At 37.7% G+C, this 17,973-nt stretch carries 16 protein-coding genes; 11 read left to right on the top strand and 5 right to left on the bottom strand.

Annotation, left to right across the window (positions count from 1 at the left end):
- The first annotated feature begins 10 nt into the window (after nt 1-10).
- Nucleotides 11-1,378 carry a PTS ascorbate transporter subunit IIC gene (locus tag GYM74_RS01940; protein WP_220218823.1) on the top strand — a complete coding sequence of 456 codons (1,368 nt, stop codon included), beginning with the start codon at nt 11-13 and terminating at the stop codon, nt 1,376-1,378.
- A gap of 218 nt (nt 1,379-1,596) precedes the next feature.
- Nucleotides 1,597-2,148, top strand: coding sequence for a 50S ribosomal protein L7/L12-serine acetyltransferase (gene rimL / locus GYM74_RS01935; RefSeq protein WP_220218822.1), 552 nt, complete (start codon nt 1,597-1,599; stop codon nt 2,146-2,148).
- A gap of 68 nt (nt 2,149-2,216) precedes the next feature.
- On the opposite strand, the gene GYM74_RS01930 is transcribed toward rimL, so the two are convergent.
- Entirely contained in the window at nt 2,217-3,665 is a 1,449-nt protein-coding gene (locus tag GYM74_RS01930; RefSeq protein WP_220218821.1) for an APC family permease, read from the bottom strand.
- A 200-nt stretch (nt 3,666-3,865) separates the two neighbouring features.
- Nucleotides 3,866-4,900 carry an alcohol dehydrogenase AdhP gene (gene adhP / locus GYM74_RS01925; RefSeq protein WP_220218820.1) on the bottom strand — a complete coding sequence of 345 codons (1,035 nt, stop codon included), beginning with the start codon at nt 4,898-4,900 and terminating at the stop codon, nt 3,866-3,868.
- Between the two features lie 335 nt (nt 4,901-5,235).
- Between adhP and GYM74_RS01920 the strand changes: the two genes are divergently transcribed.
- The 6 genes from GYM74_RS01920 to GYM74_RS01895 are packed head-to-tail and all read left to right on the top strand — an operon-like array spanning nt 5,236 to nt 11,976.
- Nucleotides 5,236-6,831 carry an ABC transporter substrate-binding protein gene (locus tag GYM74_RS01920; protein ID WP_220218819.1) on the top strand — a complete coding sequence of 532 codons (1,596 nt, stop codon included), beginning with the start codon at nt 5,236-5,238 and terminating at the stop codon, nt 6,829-6,831.
- 11 nt (nt 6,832-6,842) lie between these two features.
- Nucleotides 6,843-7,823 (top strand): ABC transporter permease, encoded by a 981-nt coding sequence (locus GYM74_RS01915; protein ID WP_220218818.1) that lies wholly within the window; start codon nt 6,843-6,845, stop codon nt 7,821-7,823.
- A 2-nt stretch (nt 7,824-7,825) separates the two neighbouring features.
- Nucleotides 7,826-8,656: an ABC transporter permease gene (locus GYM74_RS01910; RefSeq protein ID WP_267332338.1), complete on the top strand. Its 831-nt coding sequence runs from the start codon at nt 7,826-7,828 to the stop codon at nt 8,654-8,656.
- Nucleotides 8,653-10,293 carry an ABC transporter ATP-binding protein gene (locus GYM74_RS01905; protein WP_220218816.1) on the top strand — a complete coding sequence of 547 codons (1,641 nt, stop codon included), beginning with the start codon at nt 8,653-8,655 and terminating at the stop codon, nt 10,291-10,293. The genes GYM74_RS01910 and GYM74_RS01905 overlap by 4 nt, the downstream gene beginning before the upstream one ends.
- A gap of 12 nt (nt 10,294-10,305) precedes the next feature.
- Nucleotides 10,306-11,157 carry a VOC family protein gene (locus tag GYM74_RS01900; protein ID WP_220218815.1) on the top strand — a complete coding sequence of 284 codons (852 nt, stop codon included), beginning with the start codon at nt 10,306-10,308 and terminating at the stop codon, nt 11,155-11,157.
- Nucleotides 11,158-11,172: 15 nt separating this feature from the next.
- Nucleotides 11,173-11,976, top strand: coding sequence for a pyrroline-5-carboxylate reductase (locus GYM74_RS01895; RefSeq protein WP_220218814.1), 804 nt, complete (start codon nt 11,173-11,175; stop codon nt 11,974-11,976).
- A 62-nt stretch (nt 11,977-12,038) separates the two neighbouring features.
- On the opposite strand, the gene GYM74_RS01890 is transcribed toward GYM74_RS01895, so the two are convergent.
- Nucleotides 12,039-13,358: an MFS transporter gene (locus tag GYM74_RS01890; protein ID WP_220218813.1), complete on the bottom strand. Its 1,320-nt coding sequence runs from the start codon at nt 13,356-13,358 to the stop codon at nt 12,039-12,041.
- A gap of 255 nt (nt 13,359-13,613) precedes the next feature.
- On the opposite strand from GYM74_RS01890, the gene GYM74_RS01885 reads away from it, so the two are divergent.
- Nucleotides 13,614-14,648 (top strand): tagatose 1,6-diphosphate aldolase, encoded by a 1,035-nt coding sequence (locus tag GYM74_RS01885; RefSeq protein ID WP_370634045.1) that lies wholly within the window; start codon nt 13,614-13,616, stop codon nt 14,646-14,648.
- Between the two features lie 114 nt (nt 14,649-14,762).
- Here GYM74_RS01885 and grxB read toward each other — a convergent pair whose 3' ends face one another.
- Both grxB and GYM74_RS01875 read right to left on the bottom strand, forming a co-directional pair.
- Complete coding sequence (grxB, locus tag GYM74_RS01880; protein WP_220218811.1) at nt 14,763-15,410, bottom strand: glutaredoxin 2; 648 nt, start codon at nt 15,408-15,410, stop codon at nt 14,763-14,765.
- Nucleotides 15,407-16,039 carry a Pr6Pr family membrane protein gene (locus tag GYM74_RS01875; protein ID WP_220218810.1) on the bottom strand — a complete coding sequence of 211 codons (633 nt, stop codon included), beginning with the start codon at nt 16,037-16,039 and terminating at the stop codon, nt 15,407-15,409. Before GYM74_RS01875 ends, grxB begins: the two co-directional genes overlap by 4 nt.
- A gap of 275 nt (nt 16,040-16,314) precedes the next feature.
- Here GYM74_RS01875 and xerD point away from each other — a divergent pair, with 275 nt between their 5' ends.
- Both xerD and dsbC read left to right on the top strand, forming a co-directional pair.
- Nucleotides 16,315-17,214, top strand: coding sequence for a site-specific tyrosine recombinase XerD (gene xerD / locus GYM74_RS01870; protein WP_366518701.1), 900 nt, complete (start codon nt 16,315-16,317; stop codon nt 17,212-17,214).
- A 25-nt stretch (nt 17,215-17,239) separates the two neighbouring features.
- On the top strand, nt 17,240-17,935 hold the full coding sequence (gene dsbC / locus GYM74_RS01865; protein WP_220218808.1) for a bifunctional protein-disulfide isomerase/oxidoreductase DsbC: 696 nt from the start codon (nt 17,240-17,242) through the stop codon (nt 17,933-17,935).
- Nucleotides 17,936-17,973 lie beyond the last annotated feature (38 nt).

Here is a 17,973-nt window from a genome sequence, read left to right as displayed (position 1 = left end):
AGGTGTTGCTATGATTCAAGAAATAATAAAATTTATCGTCGATATTTTAAAAGTGCCCGCAGTATTGGTGGGGCTGATTGCTATGGTGGGGCTGCTTGCTCAACGCAAATCATTTGCCGATACGGTTAAAGGAACGATTAAAACTATTTTAGGTTTTTTGGTTTTAGGTGGCGGTGCAACGGTACTTATCAGCGCAATTACGCCATTAGGCATCATGTTTGAACAAGCGTTTAAACTACAAGGAATCGTTCCAAATAATGAAGCCATTGTTTCTATGGCATTAAATGAGTATGGTACGGCAACAGCCCTAATTATGGCGTTTGGCATGATTGCAAACATTATTGTGGCACGCTTTACTCGCTTAAAATTCATCTTTCTAACCGGTCACCATACTTTTTATATGGCTTGTATGATCAGTATTATTTTAACTGTTTCAGGGTTTAAAGATTGGCAATTAATCTTGACAGGTGCATTAGTGTTAGGATTGATTATGGCGTTTTTCCCCGCTTTAGCGCAACCGCAAATGCGTAAAATTACCGGAAATGATGATGTCGCATTTGGTCACTTTGGTACACTAGGTTATGTTTTAGCTGGCTGGCTTGGCATGGCGGTAGGAAAAGGGTCACGTTCAACCGAAGAGATGAACTTACCGAAAAACTTAAGTTTTCTACGAGACAGTTCCATTTCAATTTCATTAACGATGATGATTATCTACCTTATTTTGGCAGTATTTGCCGGTTCGGACTATATTGAAGCCAATCTAAGTAATGGTGATAATTATTTAGTTTATGCCATTATTGAGGCAATTACGTTTGCCGCAGGCGTCTTTATTATATTGCAAGGTGTACGCTTAATACTTGCTGAAATTGTCCCGGCATTTACAGGGTTTTCTGAAAAGTTAGTCCCAAATGCAAAACCAGCTTTAGATTGTCCTGTCGTCTTCCCTTATGCCCCTAATGCCGTATTAATTGGCTTTTTATTCAGCTTTTTAGGTGGATTAGTCGGATTATTTGTTCTAGGTCAACTTAACGCTGTGCTCATTTTACCGGGCGTGGTTCCACATTTCTTCTGTGGTGCAACTGCTGGCGTATTTGGTAATGCAATGGGTGGGCGTCGAGGCGCAATGCTTGGCGCATTTGCCAATGGTTTATTAGTGACATTTTTACCGGTGGTATTATTACCGGTATTAGGATCACTTGGTTTTGCCAATACCACGTTTTCTGATGTCGATTTTTGTGGCGTCGGCATTATTTTAGGTAATATGGCAAAATGGTTTAATAAAGATGTCATTATGTGGATTATTATTGCTATCTTTGCTTTGTTAGTCGTTTACAACTACACTGTCAAAACTAAGACAGATGAGAATGAAAACCAATAATAGTCAATAACCCTAAACCCTATAAAATGCCGGACAAAGATGTCTGGCATTTTATTATTGACTAAACTGTAATGAATAATCGATGATAACCGCTTAGCGTGATAGTATACTGACTTTAACGCTCATTTATCGCAATTTTTTCCCTAAAATTAGCCGAAGTGCAATAAACAAATATAGTTACGCTATGGGTAGCCCGAACGCATTTAATGGAATAAATCATGATAACCCCAAACACCGATACTATCTATGTCAATCAAAATGTATATTTAACAGCGCCAAATACAATTTATGCAACAGCGCTATACTCAGTCATCGATGCCAATCGTGATAATTTTAGCCAATTTATGGCCTGGCCTAAGTGGGTAAAAAATCGTTCTGACACTGAAAAATTTTTGAGCGACAGTTTAATTACGCATCAACAAGATATCAGTAAAACCTACATTATTCTATTTGAAGATAAGCCGGTAGGTATCATTGCTTTTAACCAAATTGATAAAGCAAACAAAACGGCTTATATTGGCTATTGGCTTGATAATCAAGCACAAGGTAAAGGGATTATCACGCAATCAACGCTGGCATTAACCGAATATTACGCTGTGAATAAAATGATTAAACGTTTTGTTATCAAATGTTCAGTAGCCAATGATAAAAGTAATCGGGTAGCTAAACGTTGTGGCTTTGAGCACGAGGGAGTACTTAAGCAAGCAGAATATTTAAACGGTACTTTTTATGACCAAAATCTGTATGCACTAATTTCATCTTATCTCTAAAATTTGGCACAAAAAAACCGACAGACGTCGGCTTTTTAATCATCGTTTTATCAGATTATTGCGGTTCATCAATGACTAAACAGGCAGCCATAAAAGACTAAACCGGCAATAATACACATCAACATGACAACAATCATATATTTGGTTTTCGCTTGATAGTTTTTCATTTCACCGAGTGAAAGGTCTTTATCTTTATTTTTTCGGTGATAATAGTAGTACAACGGTAAGCCAATTAACGTCAAAATAATTGAAGCAATGCCATTTGTTGTTTGATAAACCAACATACCATAAATCACATAACCGGCACCTAAAATTGCAATAATCGGAATAATTGGATAGCCGATAACTTTATAACTTCTTGGTACATCAGGATATTTTTTGCGAGCAATAATCACCCCGACAAATGTTAATAGATAAAATACCCATATTGAAAACATCGAAATTTCCGATAAGCGATCTGCATCGAGCAAGGTGGAATATAAGAAAGAGAAGATCACCAGCACAATAATGGCATTAATTGGCGAGCGACTATTTTCATCAAGGGTACTTAAATAACGCGCACCGACGATCGTTCCCCGCTCTGCCATACTAAAAATAGTGCGGGATAATGTCATAATATAACCATTAATACCGCCTAAAATTGAGATCATAATTCCCACAGCAACTAAGTTTCCACCTAAATGCCCGAACATACGTTGCGATGCCACCGCAGATGCATCATGACCGAGCGAAACCATCTCTTGCACCGGGAAAATTTTAAATAAAGCAATATTGATACAGGCATAAACCACCACCAAAAAGATAATGCCTAAAATAATCGCCTTAGGTAACACTTTTGCAGGATTATGAATCTCACCGGCAACCGATGCCACTTGCGCCCAACCGTCATAAGCAAACAAGGTCGCTAAAATCGCCACCGCAAACGGTGCATAGGTTTCGATACCTTGTCCGCTGGCACTAAATAATGCAACTTGACCATTACCTTTCAGTAAACCAAATACAGCTAACAGTAATATCGGAATAAGTTTGCAAACGGTGGCAATAGTTTGCAGATAGCCTGCTTGTTTAACACCAATTGAATTGATTATAGCAATAAAGCCTAACACACCGGCACTTACAGCCATTCGGTAGGCATCATTAATACTGAATAAAAGGCAAAAAACCGAGCTGAAATAGCCGACTAATGCCCCCACTAATGACGGTGCAAATAATACGGTTATCATCCAACCATAAAGGTGGGAAACTTTATCGCCGTAAATTTTTTCTAAGTAAACCAGCATGCCACCGGTTTTCGGAAACATGACACCCAATTCACAAAGGGTTAATCCGCCACAAATTGAAAAAACGCCACCAATGATCCACGCCAATAGCGCAAGGTTATAATCGCCCGCAACTTCCAACACCGCAGGAGGTTTCATAAATGCACCGGCACCTAAAACCATACCGACAACCAGTGATAACGCAGAGACTAAACCCAGATCTTTGCGCAATTTATTTTCTAAATTGTGTTCAGACATAACTATCCCCTAAACAGATAAATATACTAGCAAAATTCGCCTATAATAGGGCTTTATAGATAAAATACAAGAAAGATTGATGATATTTGACAAAATAAGGTGACAATGCAAGCAAAATAAAGGTTGAATTGTTTAAAAGCAACAAAGCCAGCAATAAGCTAGCTTTGTTTTATTTTAGCTGAAATTAAAAGATTATTGCCCTATTTTTGCTTTTTCATCTTCATATCAATAACCATACGACCCCGGATTTTACCGGCTTTCATCTCTTCAATCATTTCGTTGATATCTTCTAATGGGCGTTTTTCAACAATAGGCACCACTTTTCCTTCGGCGCTAAATCGGAATGCTTCAGCCAGATCTTCACGTGTACCCACCAGTGAACCTAAAACTTGAATACCGTCTAACACCGTTTTCGGGATACTTAAGTCCATGGTTTCTGAAGGCAAGCCTAACGCCACCACACGCCCTAACGGACGCACAGACTCAATTGCCTGATTGAATGCAGTTTTAGTAACTGATGTTACAACGGCACCATGTACGCCACCGCCAGTATGCTCTTTAATATAAGCACCCACATCCGGTACTTTTTTCGGATTGACAACTAAATCAGCGCCCAGCTTTTTGCACAGCTCTAATTGACTGTCACTATTACTGATCGCAACAACTTTATTATTGAAAACATTCTTACCATACTCAATAGCCAGCGTACCAAGCCCACCAATACCAAAAACGGCAAGCCATTGGCCCGGTTTGGTGTCCGCCACTTTAATGCCTTTATAAGTTGTCACACCAGCACAAGTGACGCTGGTTGCTTGCGCCGGATCTAAATTGTCCGGGACTTTCACAGCATAATCCGCTTTCACAATGCACTGCTCTGCCATTCCACCGTCAACGCTGTATCCTGAATTTAAGGCGCTACGACAAAATGTTTCATTACCTGATATACAATACTCGCAAGTCCCACAGCCGGCATGGAACCAAGCGATACTGACCCGATCTCCGACTTTTAAGCTTTTTACATCTGGCGCTATTTTGGTCACAATCCCTACACCTTCATGACCAATCACCCGACCAGGTTTTTTACCAAAATCGCCGGATGCGACATGGATGTCTGTATGACAAAGACCACAATATTCAACCTCAACTAAAGCTTCACCCGCTTCTAAAGGACGAACCGGAATATCTTTAATCTCAACTTGACCATCGCACTCTTGTCTAATTACAGCTGCTTTCATTTCTTTCTCCTAAATATTTAAAAATTCAAAACCAAATTGGTTGTATTTTAGACTATTTATTAAAAAAAAATATGCGCTATTTCACAAATATTAATAAAAATAAGAATTATTTTTAACGTTATACCGATAAGCGATATTTACATTAAACATCTAAAAATAATGATGATAATGAAAATTCTACAACTTAGCCTCGCGAGTAAATATATAACTAAAAGTAATATAAATATGCGATATCGGCATTTCTCAACGTTACTAAAAATTTTTATAGTGAAATCCTAAAAATTTCATAGTGATAAATACCGAAAATATGGTGACAACAATTGTAAGGAGCATACATGAAATTATTCAATATCAAACAAACATTTATTATAGGACTACTCTCAATTTTGTTACCATTTTATTCAATGGCGGATGAAAAAACACCGCAACGAGGTGGAACACTAGTTGTCCATTATTCAGGAGAACAAAGAGTTCTCAACCCAGCTTTACGCGCGTCAACGGGGGTATATGAAGTATCAGGAAAAGTAGTTGAATCATTAGTCGATCTCGATGCAGATGGTCAAATTGTTCCTGTTCTTGCTACATCATGGACTTCCTCACCGGATGGAAAAACAATAACATTTAAATTACGCGAAGGCGTCAAATGGCACGACGGTAAACCATTTACATCACAAGATGTGAAATATAATGCACTAGAGTTTTGGAAAAAAAGATTAAATTTCTCAACTACATTACAACTTAATTTAACCTCTGTCGATACACCTGATGACCATACAGTGGTATTCAATTATTCTCGTCCAATGCCATTAGATTTACTATTAAGAGCTTTAGTTGATCTTGGCTATGTTGTTCCCAAACATTTGTACGAAGGCACCGATGTGTTAAATAATCCTTATAACACCGCACCTGTAGGGACTGGGCCATTCAAGTTCGTTGAATATCAACGAGGACAACATATTATTGTTGAACGCAATGCTGATTATTGGCGAAAAGGATATCCTTATTTAGATAAAATAATCTGGCGCATTATTAACGATAACTCTTCAGCATCAGCTGCACTTGAAAGTGGACAAATTGATTTAAGTGCCTACTCAAAATTAAGCCTTGCTGATATTAATCGATTCAAACAAAACTCAAAATTTGAGGTTTTAACAAAAGGTTCTCAAGCAAATATTTTCAATAATACTTTAGAATTTAACTTCCGCAATCCGATCATTGCTAACCTAAATGTTCGCAAAGCAATTGTTCAATCACTCGATATTCCTTTCTTCATCGATGACTTTTTATACGGATTTGGTAAGCCTGCAACCGGTATTATTCCATCATCAAACGTTTTTTACCCTAAAGACAGTAAAATTGTTTACCCTTTTGATAGAGAAAAAGCTGAACAATTATTAGATGAAGCGGGTTATCCACGAAAAGCTGACGGCACTCGTTTTACCTTAAAATTAGTCCATATTAATAATGGTGAAGATGTTCCACTTTTTGCAACATTTATCCAACAATCTTTAGCTGAAATCGGCATTAATGTGGTTATCGTTAATCTCGACACTGCTGGCGCTTTAAATGCCGTTTATAAACTCCACGATTTTGATATTGCTACAGGGTGGCACCAATATAGAGGCGATCCAGCAGTTTCGACAACTGTTTGGTTACGTTCTGGCAGTCCTGAAGGAGCACCTTGGACAAATCAATATGGCTGGAAATCAGATGCTGTCGACCAATTAATCGATAGTGCCGCAACTGAAATAGATCCAGTCAAACGTAAAGCACTTTATGGTCAACTAGTTGATGTCGTGAATACTGAACTACCACTCTGGTTCGCAACAGAACGTGAATTCATCTCAGTGATTAATAACAAAGTACACAATCATCATAATACAGCACGTTGGCCATCAAGTAGTTGGTTTGATGTATGGATAGAACACTAAGTTAAGGTGAAATGATGACGCATATACTGGCTTTAGCACTTAGACGATTATTAACCACGATTCCAGCACTGGTTATCATACTAATTGCGCTATTTTTATTATTACAATTGGCGCCTGGCGATACAGTGGATGCTTTACTTGCCCAAATTGGTGGTGCCGAGTCAAGCGTTATTGATGAAATGCGTCATCATTATGAACTTGACCAATCAACAAGTTCAAGATTAATCAATTATTTATGGCGATTAGTGCATCTCGATTTAGGGCAATCAGCGATATATAACAAACCTGTCAGTCATATAATTCTGGAACGTTTACCGGCTACATTATTGTTAATGGTTTGTGCAATGCTATTAGCATTTACTTTCGGAACAATTCTCGGCATTTTATCTGCTCAAAAAGTGAATCGTTGGCCAGATACACTCATTTCAGTACTGGGACTAATTTTTTATTCAACACCTTCATTTTGGTTAGCTCTCATGGGAATTGTCTTCTTCTCAATTTATTTGAATTGGTTACCACCCAGTGGGTTTGGCAGTATCGGCGAATCATTAACGGGTATTTCAGCATTTTTTGATATTGCATGGTATTTAATCTTGCCAACTACCACCCTAGCTTTAGTTTATCTAGCAATCTATTTACGCATTATGCGCGCTTCATTACTTGAAGTATCGACCTTAGACTTTGTTAAAACAGCTAAAGCGAAAGGATTAAGTAGCCGCCAGATACTGGTTAATCACATACTACGTAACGCCATGTTACCAATGATAACGCTAATCGGTCTACAAGCAGGCACCATGTTAGGCGGTTCGGTGGTTATTGAAACCATTTTTGCTATTCCAGGATTAGGACGACTTGCCTATGATTCTGTAGTACAAAGAGATCTAAACACTTTACTTGGCGTAGTATTTGTTTCAGCAATACTCGTTATCATTATTAATTTTATTGTCGATATGCTTTACGCAAAGCTCGATCCACGCATTACAGGACATTAATGATGGCGATATTAAAAGACTATTTCCGTAGCCCAATTGCTAGAATTGGTACAATTTTACTTTTATTAATTATCATTATTGCATTAAGCGCAGATTGGTTTTTTCCTGGCAATCCGCTTCGCTTAGCTGGCCGCCCCTTACAATGGCCTTTTACAAATCCTAAATTTATCCTGGGAACAGATCAGGCAGGAAGAAATATCGCTGCCCAGCTTTTTCATGGTGCAAAAGTATCACTGATTATCGGACTTATCTCAACATTCATAGCAATTATTATTGGTGTGGTTATTGGTGCCATCTCAGGATTCTACGGAAGATGGGTTGACGACATACTGATGCGCCTTACAGAAGCATTCCAAATTTTACCTAACTTTTTACTATTACTCGTTGCTGTTGCGGTATTTGGTTCAACAATCAATATTGTGGTGATTGCAATTGGTGTTGTTTCTTGGCCACCCGTTGCAAGGTTAACTCGAGCAGAATTTTTATCATTACGCACTCGTGAATTTGTACAGGCGGGAAAAACCATAGGCATGAGCTCAACTAGACTCATGTTTAAAGAGATTTTACCAAACGCATTACCGCCAGTAATTATGTATGCCAGTGTTATTTTATCAACCGCGATATTAATGGAAAGTGCGCTAGCTTTTTTGAGCCTTTCCGATCCCAATATTTCATCATGGGGGAATCTGGTCGGTAATGGACGACTAGTATTACGTCAACAATGGTATGTTTCAGCTATTCCTGGCATTGCAATATTGCTAACCGTTTTATCTGCATCATTAGTTGGACAAGGTATAAATGATGCACTCAATCCAAGGTTAAAAAAACGATGAATCAAAAAAGACTAACTATTAAAAATTTAACCCTAGATTTGCCTCATGGTTCGGATCGAAAATATGCGGTTAATGATGTCTCACTAAATCTTTATGCTAACGAAATCCTATGTATTGTTGGTGAAAGTGGTTCGGGTAAATCTTTATTATCCAATGCAATCATGGGATTATTACCTGACGGTATTATTGCTTCCCAAGGTGAGATTGATTTCGACGGAAACAACTTACTCACTTACCATGATGAACAAATGCGTAAAATTCGTGGTGCGCATATTGGTATGGTTTTCCAAGACCCGATGACTGCGCTAAATCCATTAAAAACCATCGCTAATCAAATTAGTGAAATGTTCACTATCCACACTAAGCTAGCTAAACAAGAGATTAATCAGAAAGTTATCCAATTATTAACGGATGTGCAAATGCCCAATCCGCAGTCTGTTGCTAAAGCTTATCCACATCAACTTTCTGGTGGCCAGCGTCAACGAGCCATGATTGCTATGGCATTAGCATTAGAACCCGCTATTTTGATTGCTGATGAACCAACAACAGCTTTAGATGTCACAACTCAAGCATGCATATTGAAATTGATACGTGAACTACAATCACGTAAAGGTACCGCTGTATTATTCATTACTCATGATTTTGGTGTAGTTGCTGATATTGCAACTCGTATTGTGGTTATGCAGAAAGGAAAACTTGTTGAGCAAGGCTTAGCGAGTGAGGTGTTAAATTCACCAACACATCCTTATACACAAGCGTTAATAGCCGCTGTCCCTCCTCTTACTCCTGGAGATGTTCAACGTATTAATAAAGAGATTATTCTTGAAGTGAACAACCTATCAAAAACGTATCACAACCATAGCTTTTTTAAGCAAAACCGACGTACAACCTATGCGGTTAATAATGTTAGCTTTAAGTTACATAAAGGGAGTACTTTAGGCGTTGTGGGAGAAAGCGGCTCAGGTAAATCAACGTTAGCCAGATGCATTATTAAATTATTAGAAATAGACAGCGGTCAAATCAACTTTGAAGATGTAGATATTGCCAATTTAAAAGGGAAAAAACTTAAACAATATTCACGCCATATTCAGATGGTCTTTCAAGATCCCTATGCCTCATTAAATCCACGTCGAAAAGTCGGCGATCAAGTTACGATTGGACCAATACTTCACGGAACAAACAAACACGAAGCAATCAAAAGAGCAAAAGCGTTATTCAACATGGTGGGATTGGAAAGCGAGGCATTAAACCGTTATCCTCATGAATTTTCGGGAGGACAAAGGCAACGAATAGGCCTTGCTCGAGCATTAGCATTAGAGCCGAAAATATTGATTGCTGATGAACCGGTATCGGCGCTTGATGTTTCAGTTCAGGCACAAGTTCTTGAACTATTAACACAATTACAAAAAAAGCTAGATTTAACGGTTCTATTTATCACCCATGACCTGCGAGTTGCTGCACAAATTTGTGATCATATTATTGTAATGAAATCAGGAAAAATCGTCGAGCAAGGTATCGCATCACAAGTCTTTCTAAATCCGACAGCATCTTATACCAAAGATCTACTTGATGCGGTTCCTGGTAAAGGATGGAATCCACATCGATTAATTGATATGTCTCCCGCTATTCATATTTAAGGAGTGAATATAATGACAATACTTAGTCCACAAATTGATCATGTTGTAATCACCGTATCAGATCAGCTCGATCAAGCAAATTATCAATATCAAAAACTGGGATTCACAACAACCCCAAGAGGACACCATTCACTAGGAACAAGTAACAATTTAGCGATATTTACGACCACATATCTTGAGCTTTTAGGTTTTGAACCTCAAAATGCGGGTAAAGTAGATAAAAGTTGGTGTTTTGATGACGGGCTAACTGGGTTGGTTTTCAAAACCAAAGATGCCAACAAACTTTATCAACAACTAGTTAGCCAAGGTATAAAAGTTGAGGGTGACGGTCCTAAATCCTTTTTTAGACCTGTCGAATTAAATGATGGCACTAAACCTGAGGCGCGTTTTAAAACCGTCAGATTAGACCCTTCCTATACACCAAATGGACAGATCTTTTTTTGCGACCAACTGACCCCGGAACTCGTTTGGTGTAAAGAGTGGCAAACGCACCCAAATGGTGTAATAAATATTAATCAAGTCATTATTGAAGCTCAAAAACCCCGTTCCTCAATTAACTTGCTTGAAAAAACTTTCCCTTTAGCAAACATTATCGAAATTGACGGAGGCGTACGTCTAAAAGCAGAAGATAAATTTATTGATTACCTTACACCAAGTGCAATACAGCATCTTTTTGGCTCGTCAGTAAGTAAAGCGAATAACGACCAAGATCGTAAAGTTGCTTTAGGCTTCACAACAAAATCATTAGCGCAAACCCAACAAGCACTAGAAAAAGGAAAAATTAAATACAATTTACAAAATGATGCGATTATCGTACCTGCCAGTGAAACATATGGTGTTGTAATGATCTTTAGCCAATTATAAATAGGAACGATAAGTATGAGTACAATTTTATTTATAGGTAGTGGCCATATGTCTGAAGCGATTATTAGCGCTTTGATAAAAAATAAAACATATGAACCCCAAGATATATTAGTGAACGATATTGTTAAATCTCGCTTAGACTATTTACATTCAACTTATGGCGTTACCCCAACTGTTAAAATCGTCAATGCAGATATTATTGTATTGGGGGTTCGACCTCAAGATGCATGGCGTAACATTGTTCAACAATTGGATGTTAAAGAGACTATTATCATTTCAATCATTGCTGGAGTAACAATTGCCCAAATAAAACAATCCTTAAAAGTTGATCTTCCTGTTATTAGAACAATTCCAAATACACTTACCGATACAGGTTTTGGTTATTCAGGTATTGCTACCGACGAGAATGATCAGGCTGTTGCGAAACAAAAATCCGTCACCCAATTCTTCAAAAGTTTTGGTAAACTTGAATATATTGACGAATCACTGCTTGATAGTTTTACTGGCTATGCTGTTGCAGGACCGAATTATATTTATTATTTTTATGAATCGTTAGTTGATGCTGGAGTTTTAGTTGGATTGCCCCGAGATATGGCAAAACGCATTGCAATTGAAAATTTACACGGCGCAGCCTCAATGCTTCAATTAAGTCAAAAACATCCAAGGCAATTGCTTGATATTAATAACTCGCCAGCCGGAGTTGGAATGCATAGTTTGTATGAACTAAATAATAGTGATTTTGCCGCAGGGTTACAACGAAGCGTGAAAGCTGGAGTCATTCGAACTATTGAGCTGGGAAAAAGCAGTAAAATTGAGTAAAAGCAATACTTGAGGAACATAAAAAAACCCCGTTCCTCAAACTTTTTATTGCCTATTGAATTTTATGAGATGTCTTTTGCTATATATTTTTGAGTATTATTATTAATTAATAAAAATAGCCCAATTAATATACCTAGTAAAAATAGTCCTACAACATAAATTGCCGGCGCCATTTTACTCACAAAATCACTAAAAAATGAGATTAGTAATGGCGTTAAACCACCCGCAATGGCATACGCCATATTAAAGGAAAACGACACACCGCTATAACGCACCGAAGTTGGAAAGACTTTCACCATAAAATAAGCAAACGATCCAACAATACCGACGCTAAAGCCCGCTAGCGGATAGGTAATAAATAGTAGCTGAGCGTTATCTAATGAGCCAAAAAAGATCGCTATCATCACAGCGGCAATAATACAACCAATTAAAAGCACTTTTGCCAGCGCAAATTTGTCCATCATCATGCCATAAAAAGTACAACTAATAATCAACCCGATAATGGCTAATATATTACCTTGTAACGCTTCTATAGCCGAATAGCCAAACTGTTTTTGTAATAAAATTGGGGTCATGAGCATTATCACCATAATGCCTGCTGATAACACCCAAGTAAGTAACATTGATAGTATGGTTTGCGGCAGATATTGGGTTAAGACTGTTACTACCGGTAATTTTTGGGATTGTTCTTGCTGTTTACGTTTTTGGATCTCAAGAAAAATTGGGGTCTCTTTCAACCAACGACGTAAATACATCGCAATTAAGCCAAAAATACCGCCGATAATAAAGGGTATACGCCAACCCCAATCAACCATTTGTGCTGGAGATAAGCTTTTATTCATGACGGTTGAAACTAACGATCCAAGTAAAATACCTAAACTTAATCCGCTGGTTAAAATGCCGCAGGCTAAACCGATTTTATTTCTGGGAACATGCTCAGCCACAAATGTCCATGCGCCTGGCACTTCGCCGCCAACGGCTAAACCCTGACAAAGCCGCATGAGTAGGAGTAATATCGGCGCAAAAATACCAATACTGGCATAAGTGGGTAAACAACCAATAAACAAGGTGGGTAGTGCCATAAGCAAAATACTGAGTGTAAACATTCGTTTGCGACCAAACAGATCACCAAAATGCGCCATAACAATGCCACCAAACGGGCGAATCAGATAGCCAGCGGCAAAAATACCAAAGGTTTGTACTTGACTTAGCCATTGCGGCATATCTTGCGGAAAAAACAGATGACTAATGGTGATAGAAAAAAAGACAAAAATGATAAAATCATAAAATTCTAAAGCCCCACCCAAAGCAGAAAGCGCAAGCGTTTTATAGTCTTGATTATTGAGTTTGCGCAATGGAGCGTGTGAAACAAAGTCTGACATAGTAATCCTTGCAAATTATTGTTTACAAACAGTCGGTTATGCTGCCTTACTATACCCGAACGTCTTTTTATTGTGAAGAAATTATCATTTGAAACCTGTTTTATTAATGACATAATAGTGACATCAGTTATCATATCAACTAATTAAATCAATTAAATGTAGAATTGGATTGAAACTAGCACAAATGATTAATAAACGGTCATTCATCCAATCTATAATAATTTCTCATTATTAAATGGAGAGTTGAAAATGGCTATAAAACGTATTTCTCGCGGCAAATTTAACCGTATGCAACAATTATCAAACCAAGATGGTGTGATTGCCGCTTTAGCTATCGACCAACGCGGCTCAATGGTCAAAATGATGGAAGCCGCAGTCGGTAAAGATCGTTATCACGTTGATATGGTCTATGAATTTAAGGAGCTGGTTTCTCAAGAATTGACGAAATATGTCAGTGCAATTTTACTTGATGAGCAATATGGTTATAAAGGCATGGCAGCCAAAAATGAGAATGCCGGATTAATCATGTCGTATGAAAAAACAGGCTATGATGCCAATACGCCGGGACGTTTACCCGATATTTTGCCCGAAGACTCACTCCAACGCCTTATCAAAAAAGGTGCCGATGCTGCAAAAGTATTGGTTTATTACAATCCCGATGATCCACAAGATATTTTAGATAAAAAGCATGCATTTTTAGAACGCTTAGGCAACGAAGCAAGAGCAGCCGATATTCCTGTTTTTGTTGAGCCAATTGTCTATGACAATCAAATCACCGATGATAAGAGCCCCGAATTTGCCAAAATTAAACCACAAAAAGTGATTAAAACCATTGAAGAGTTTACTAAAGATCACTATTACATCGATGTGTTAAAAGTTGAAGTACCGGTACTTTTCAAAAATGTCGAAGGCTTTAATGATAATAACATTGTGGTTTACTCCCAAAAAGAAGCAGCAGACTATTTTAAACAAGCAAGCGATGCCGCTACTCGTCCTTTCATCTATTTAAGTGCCGGCGTACCGACGAAGACTTTCCATGAAGAGCTAATTTTTGCCGGTGAACACGGCGCTAAATATAGTGGTATTTTAGGTGGTCGAGCTACATGGTTTGAAGGTGTTGCCGCTTATGCTAAAGGTGGTAAAGATGAGCTAAAACGTTGGTTAGATAAAACCGGACGTGAAAATGTTGAACACCTCAATAAAATTTTAAAACAATATGCTACCCCTTGGTATGATATCTACGGTGGTAAAGATAATATCGAAGTAATTGATATTAAATTGGGTAATTAAGGACGTTAGATTTTGTTATTAATGGATTAAAAAAAAAGAGTACAAGTTTTCTTCCTATTTTGCTTGTACTCTTTCCCCCGCAGGAATCGAATGCAATCTGCAATAACGACAATCTTAAATAGCTCTATCAAAAAATAGATCCACGCCGCTATCTGCCGCCATAGATAAAAGATAGGCTTTTATTTTCGGTGGAAAAGTTAACCCTTTCACGCAGGTTAAATTACGTAGCACCGGAAATAAGCAAATATCATCTAACGATAGTTCGCCATTACACGCATTTTGCGAAACAATAACAGCGTCAAACTGGTTTAAAATTTCACTCACCGCTAAAATTAATTTTTCACTTTGAGCTAAACACTCGTCGATAGAACCAATTTTTGCCAATTTACTGTTAATAAAATAATCAATCGCACTTTGGGTGGCAAATTCCGCTAACCCTAGCTTGATATAACGAGGGATTTCAAGCTTATAATCATATTGCTGTAGCTGTTTAATCAAGTCGGCTATTTGGGGAGATTTAGCGCCGGTTAAAATAGGCTGACCATAGTTATTATCAATATATTCGACGATATCTAAACTTTCCGGCATATAACTACCATCCGCTTTTTGCAAAATCGGCGCCATTTTTTTGCCAATCATCTTTTCGGGCGTTTTAAAATCATCACTCAGCAAAACATGTTGCTCAACGGGTATATGTTTTAAACCAAATATCATTCTTGCTCTTACACAAAATGGACAGTGCTCATAGATATACAGTTTCATTTTCTTCTCCTTAAGGCATCTATACCCCAAAACAATAAAGCTAAGGCTACAAACATGAGGAAAACAATACCGGCAGCAAGCAAAGCTTTGGGATAACCAATGCGAGTAACATTGATAAATGGATAGGGGTATCGATTAGTATAATAACCACGCACAAAAATATAAACCCCATAAGCCAACAACGAAAGTGCTGAACCCATTACGACCTTAAAATTGATACGCCTAAATGGTCCCCAAATCAGCCAAGTCAATACAGCCAGAGCAGGCGCAATAACATGTAAACTTTCATTGGCAAACCGGGCGATGCTGTTTGGAGGTATATGAATCTTTCTTAAAACTAAATTATAAACAATAGCCGTAATGACTACACCAATTAAGCCATTTAGCCGAATCACCTTAAAACCATATCGATCACATTGAGGATTTAAGCTTAAAAATATGCAACTTACCGCTAACAGAATATTTGAAAGCACAGTAAAAAAACTGAAATAATATTCAAGGCGCCCTAATGGTGATTTTGGTTGCCAAGGGCGAAGTTGGATATGCCAATAGGTATAGGTCTCAATACCAATTACAAAAAAAATATATAACGCAATAAGACAATAGATATTTCGTTTCAACATGATCATAAAGTGAACAGCCCAAATTTTGGCAGGAAGTATATATCAGAAAATAAAAAAAATACAAAACAATGTATAAATTAAAATCCTTTTAGCAACGTTTGACAAGAAGTTTCAGAAATACCCTATGTTTAAGTATAAAAATAGGTAAATTTATAGCAATTTAAACTCAATTGAATGAGCTTCGTCTAATCTTTTCGCCGAAACTGCAACTTGACTCTTGTTGGTATATAATAGTTGCAATACGTGTCATAAAGAGCAGGCTTTTTATGTCTGAAAAAGATATACCACCACAAAATAAAATGTTAATTGAACAATTTTTAGATTCAATTTGGTTAGAACGCAATTTAGCCGAAAATACGGTTGAATCTTACCGGCACGATCTATTTGCATTAAGCCAATCACTACAACAGCAACAAGTTAATTTTGTCAACGCACAAACGCATAACTTGCAAGAATTTTTGATGTCGAGAGTCAATGCCGGTTACCAAGCCAGTAGTTCAGCTCGGTTACTGAGCGCAACTAAACGCTTTTTCCAGTACTTATATCAAGAAAATTATCGCACTGACGATCCGTCAGCGGTTTTATCCGCGCCCAAACTACCGAAAAAGCTCCCGAAAGATCTCACTGAATCACAAGTTGATGCTTTACTTCAATCGCCTAGTATAGACGATCCAATCGAATTACGTGATAAAGCCATGTTAGAAGTGCTTTATGCAACAGGTTTGCGGGTTTCTGAATTAGTTAATTTAGAGATCAGTGATATTAGCCTTCGGCAAGGAGTGATAAGAGTTATCGGTAAAGGCAATAAAGAACGGCTAGTCCCGTTAGGGGAAGAAGCAGTCTACTGGCTTGAATACTACTTTAAATATGCCCGTAATGATCTGTTAAAAACCGGGCCAATTGATATCCTGTTTCCCAGTCGATTGGGCAAAAAAATGACACGACAGACGTTCTGGCATCGGATAAAATATTATGCCATACTAACTGGGATTAATATTGACTCGCTATCTCCCCATGTACTACGGCATGCGTTTGCAACACATTTGCTTAATCATGGCGCCGATTTGCGTGTTGTACAAATGTTACTGGGACATAGTAGTTTATCCACCACGCAAATTTATACACACGTGGCAACAGAGAGATTAAAACAGTTACACACTAAACATCATCCTCGAGCATAAAAGTTCAAAAAATAAGGGTAATTGAATGAAAAAATTAGTTTTAGCTATAGCATTAATTTCAACCTCTGCGCTTGCAAGCAATAGTGATATTTTAAAAAGCTTCGAAAAACTGGGGTACAATTCCAATACAATAAAAATTAATAATTCGCCGATAAAAGGCTTAAAAGCGGTTACCACAGATGACGGAATATTTTATGTTACTGCTGATGGGAAATATCTAACACAAGGTCCTTTTTATAACGTTGAAGGTGATGAACCGGAAAATATTGCCAATAAAGATAATTTAAATGCCATTAAAAAAATTGAAAAAGATGCAATCGTTTATCAAGCTAAAAATGAAAAGTATGTCATTTGGGTTTTCACTGATTATACATGCCATTACTGTAAATTACTCCACGAAAATATTGATCAATATTTAGATGCGGGGATTTCTGTTCACTACTTTGCCTTCCCACGAAGCGGTGTTAATAGTGAAGCAGGAAAAAATATGCAGTCAATTTGGAGCGTAGCTGATCGTAAAGCAGCCTTTGACGATGCTTACAAAGGCAAAAAAATCTCACCAGCAACAAGCATGGTACCTTACGTCACCCAACAATTTGATGTGGGTAGAAGTTTAGGTATTTCTGGTACGCCAGCTATTGTTTTGCCTGACGGACAACTTGTTTCGGGTTATGTACCGGCCGATAAGTTAATTGAAATTTTAGATAAAAAAAATCTTTAAAACATTTTAATTAATTAATAAGTTAGCGCCAATGCGCT

This window comes from Gilliamella sp. ESL0405, assembly GCF_019469205.1.
GTDB lineage: Bacteria > Pseudomonadota > Gammaproteobacteria > Enterobacterales > Orbaceae > Gilliamella.
The sequence above is the reverse complement of the archived record's forward strand: the minus strand, read 5'-3'. Positions and strand labels throughout refer to the sequence as shown.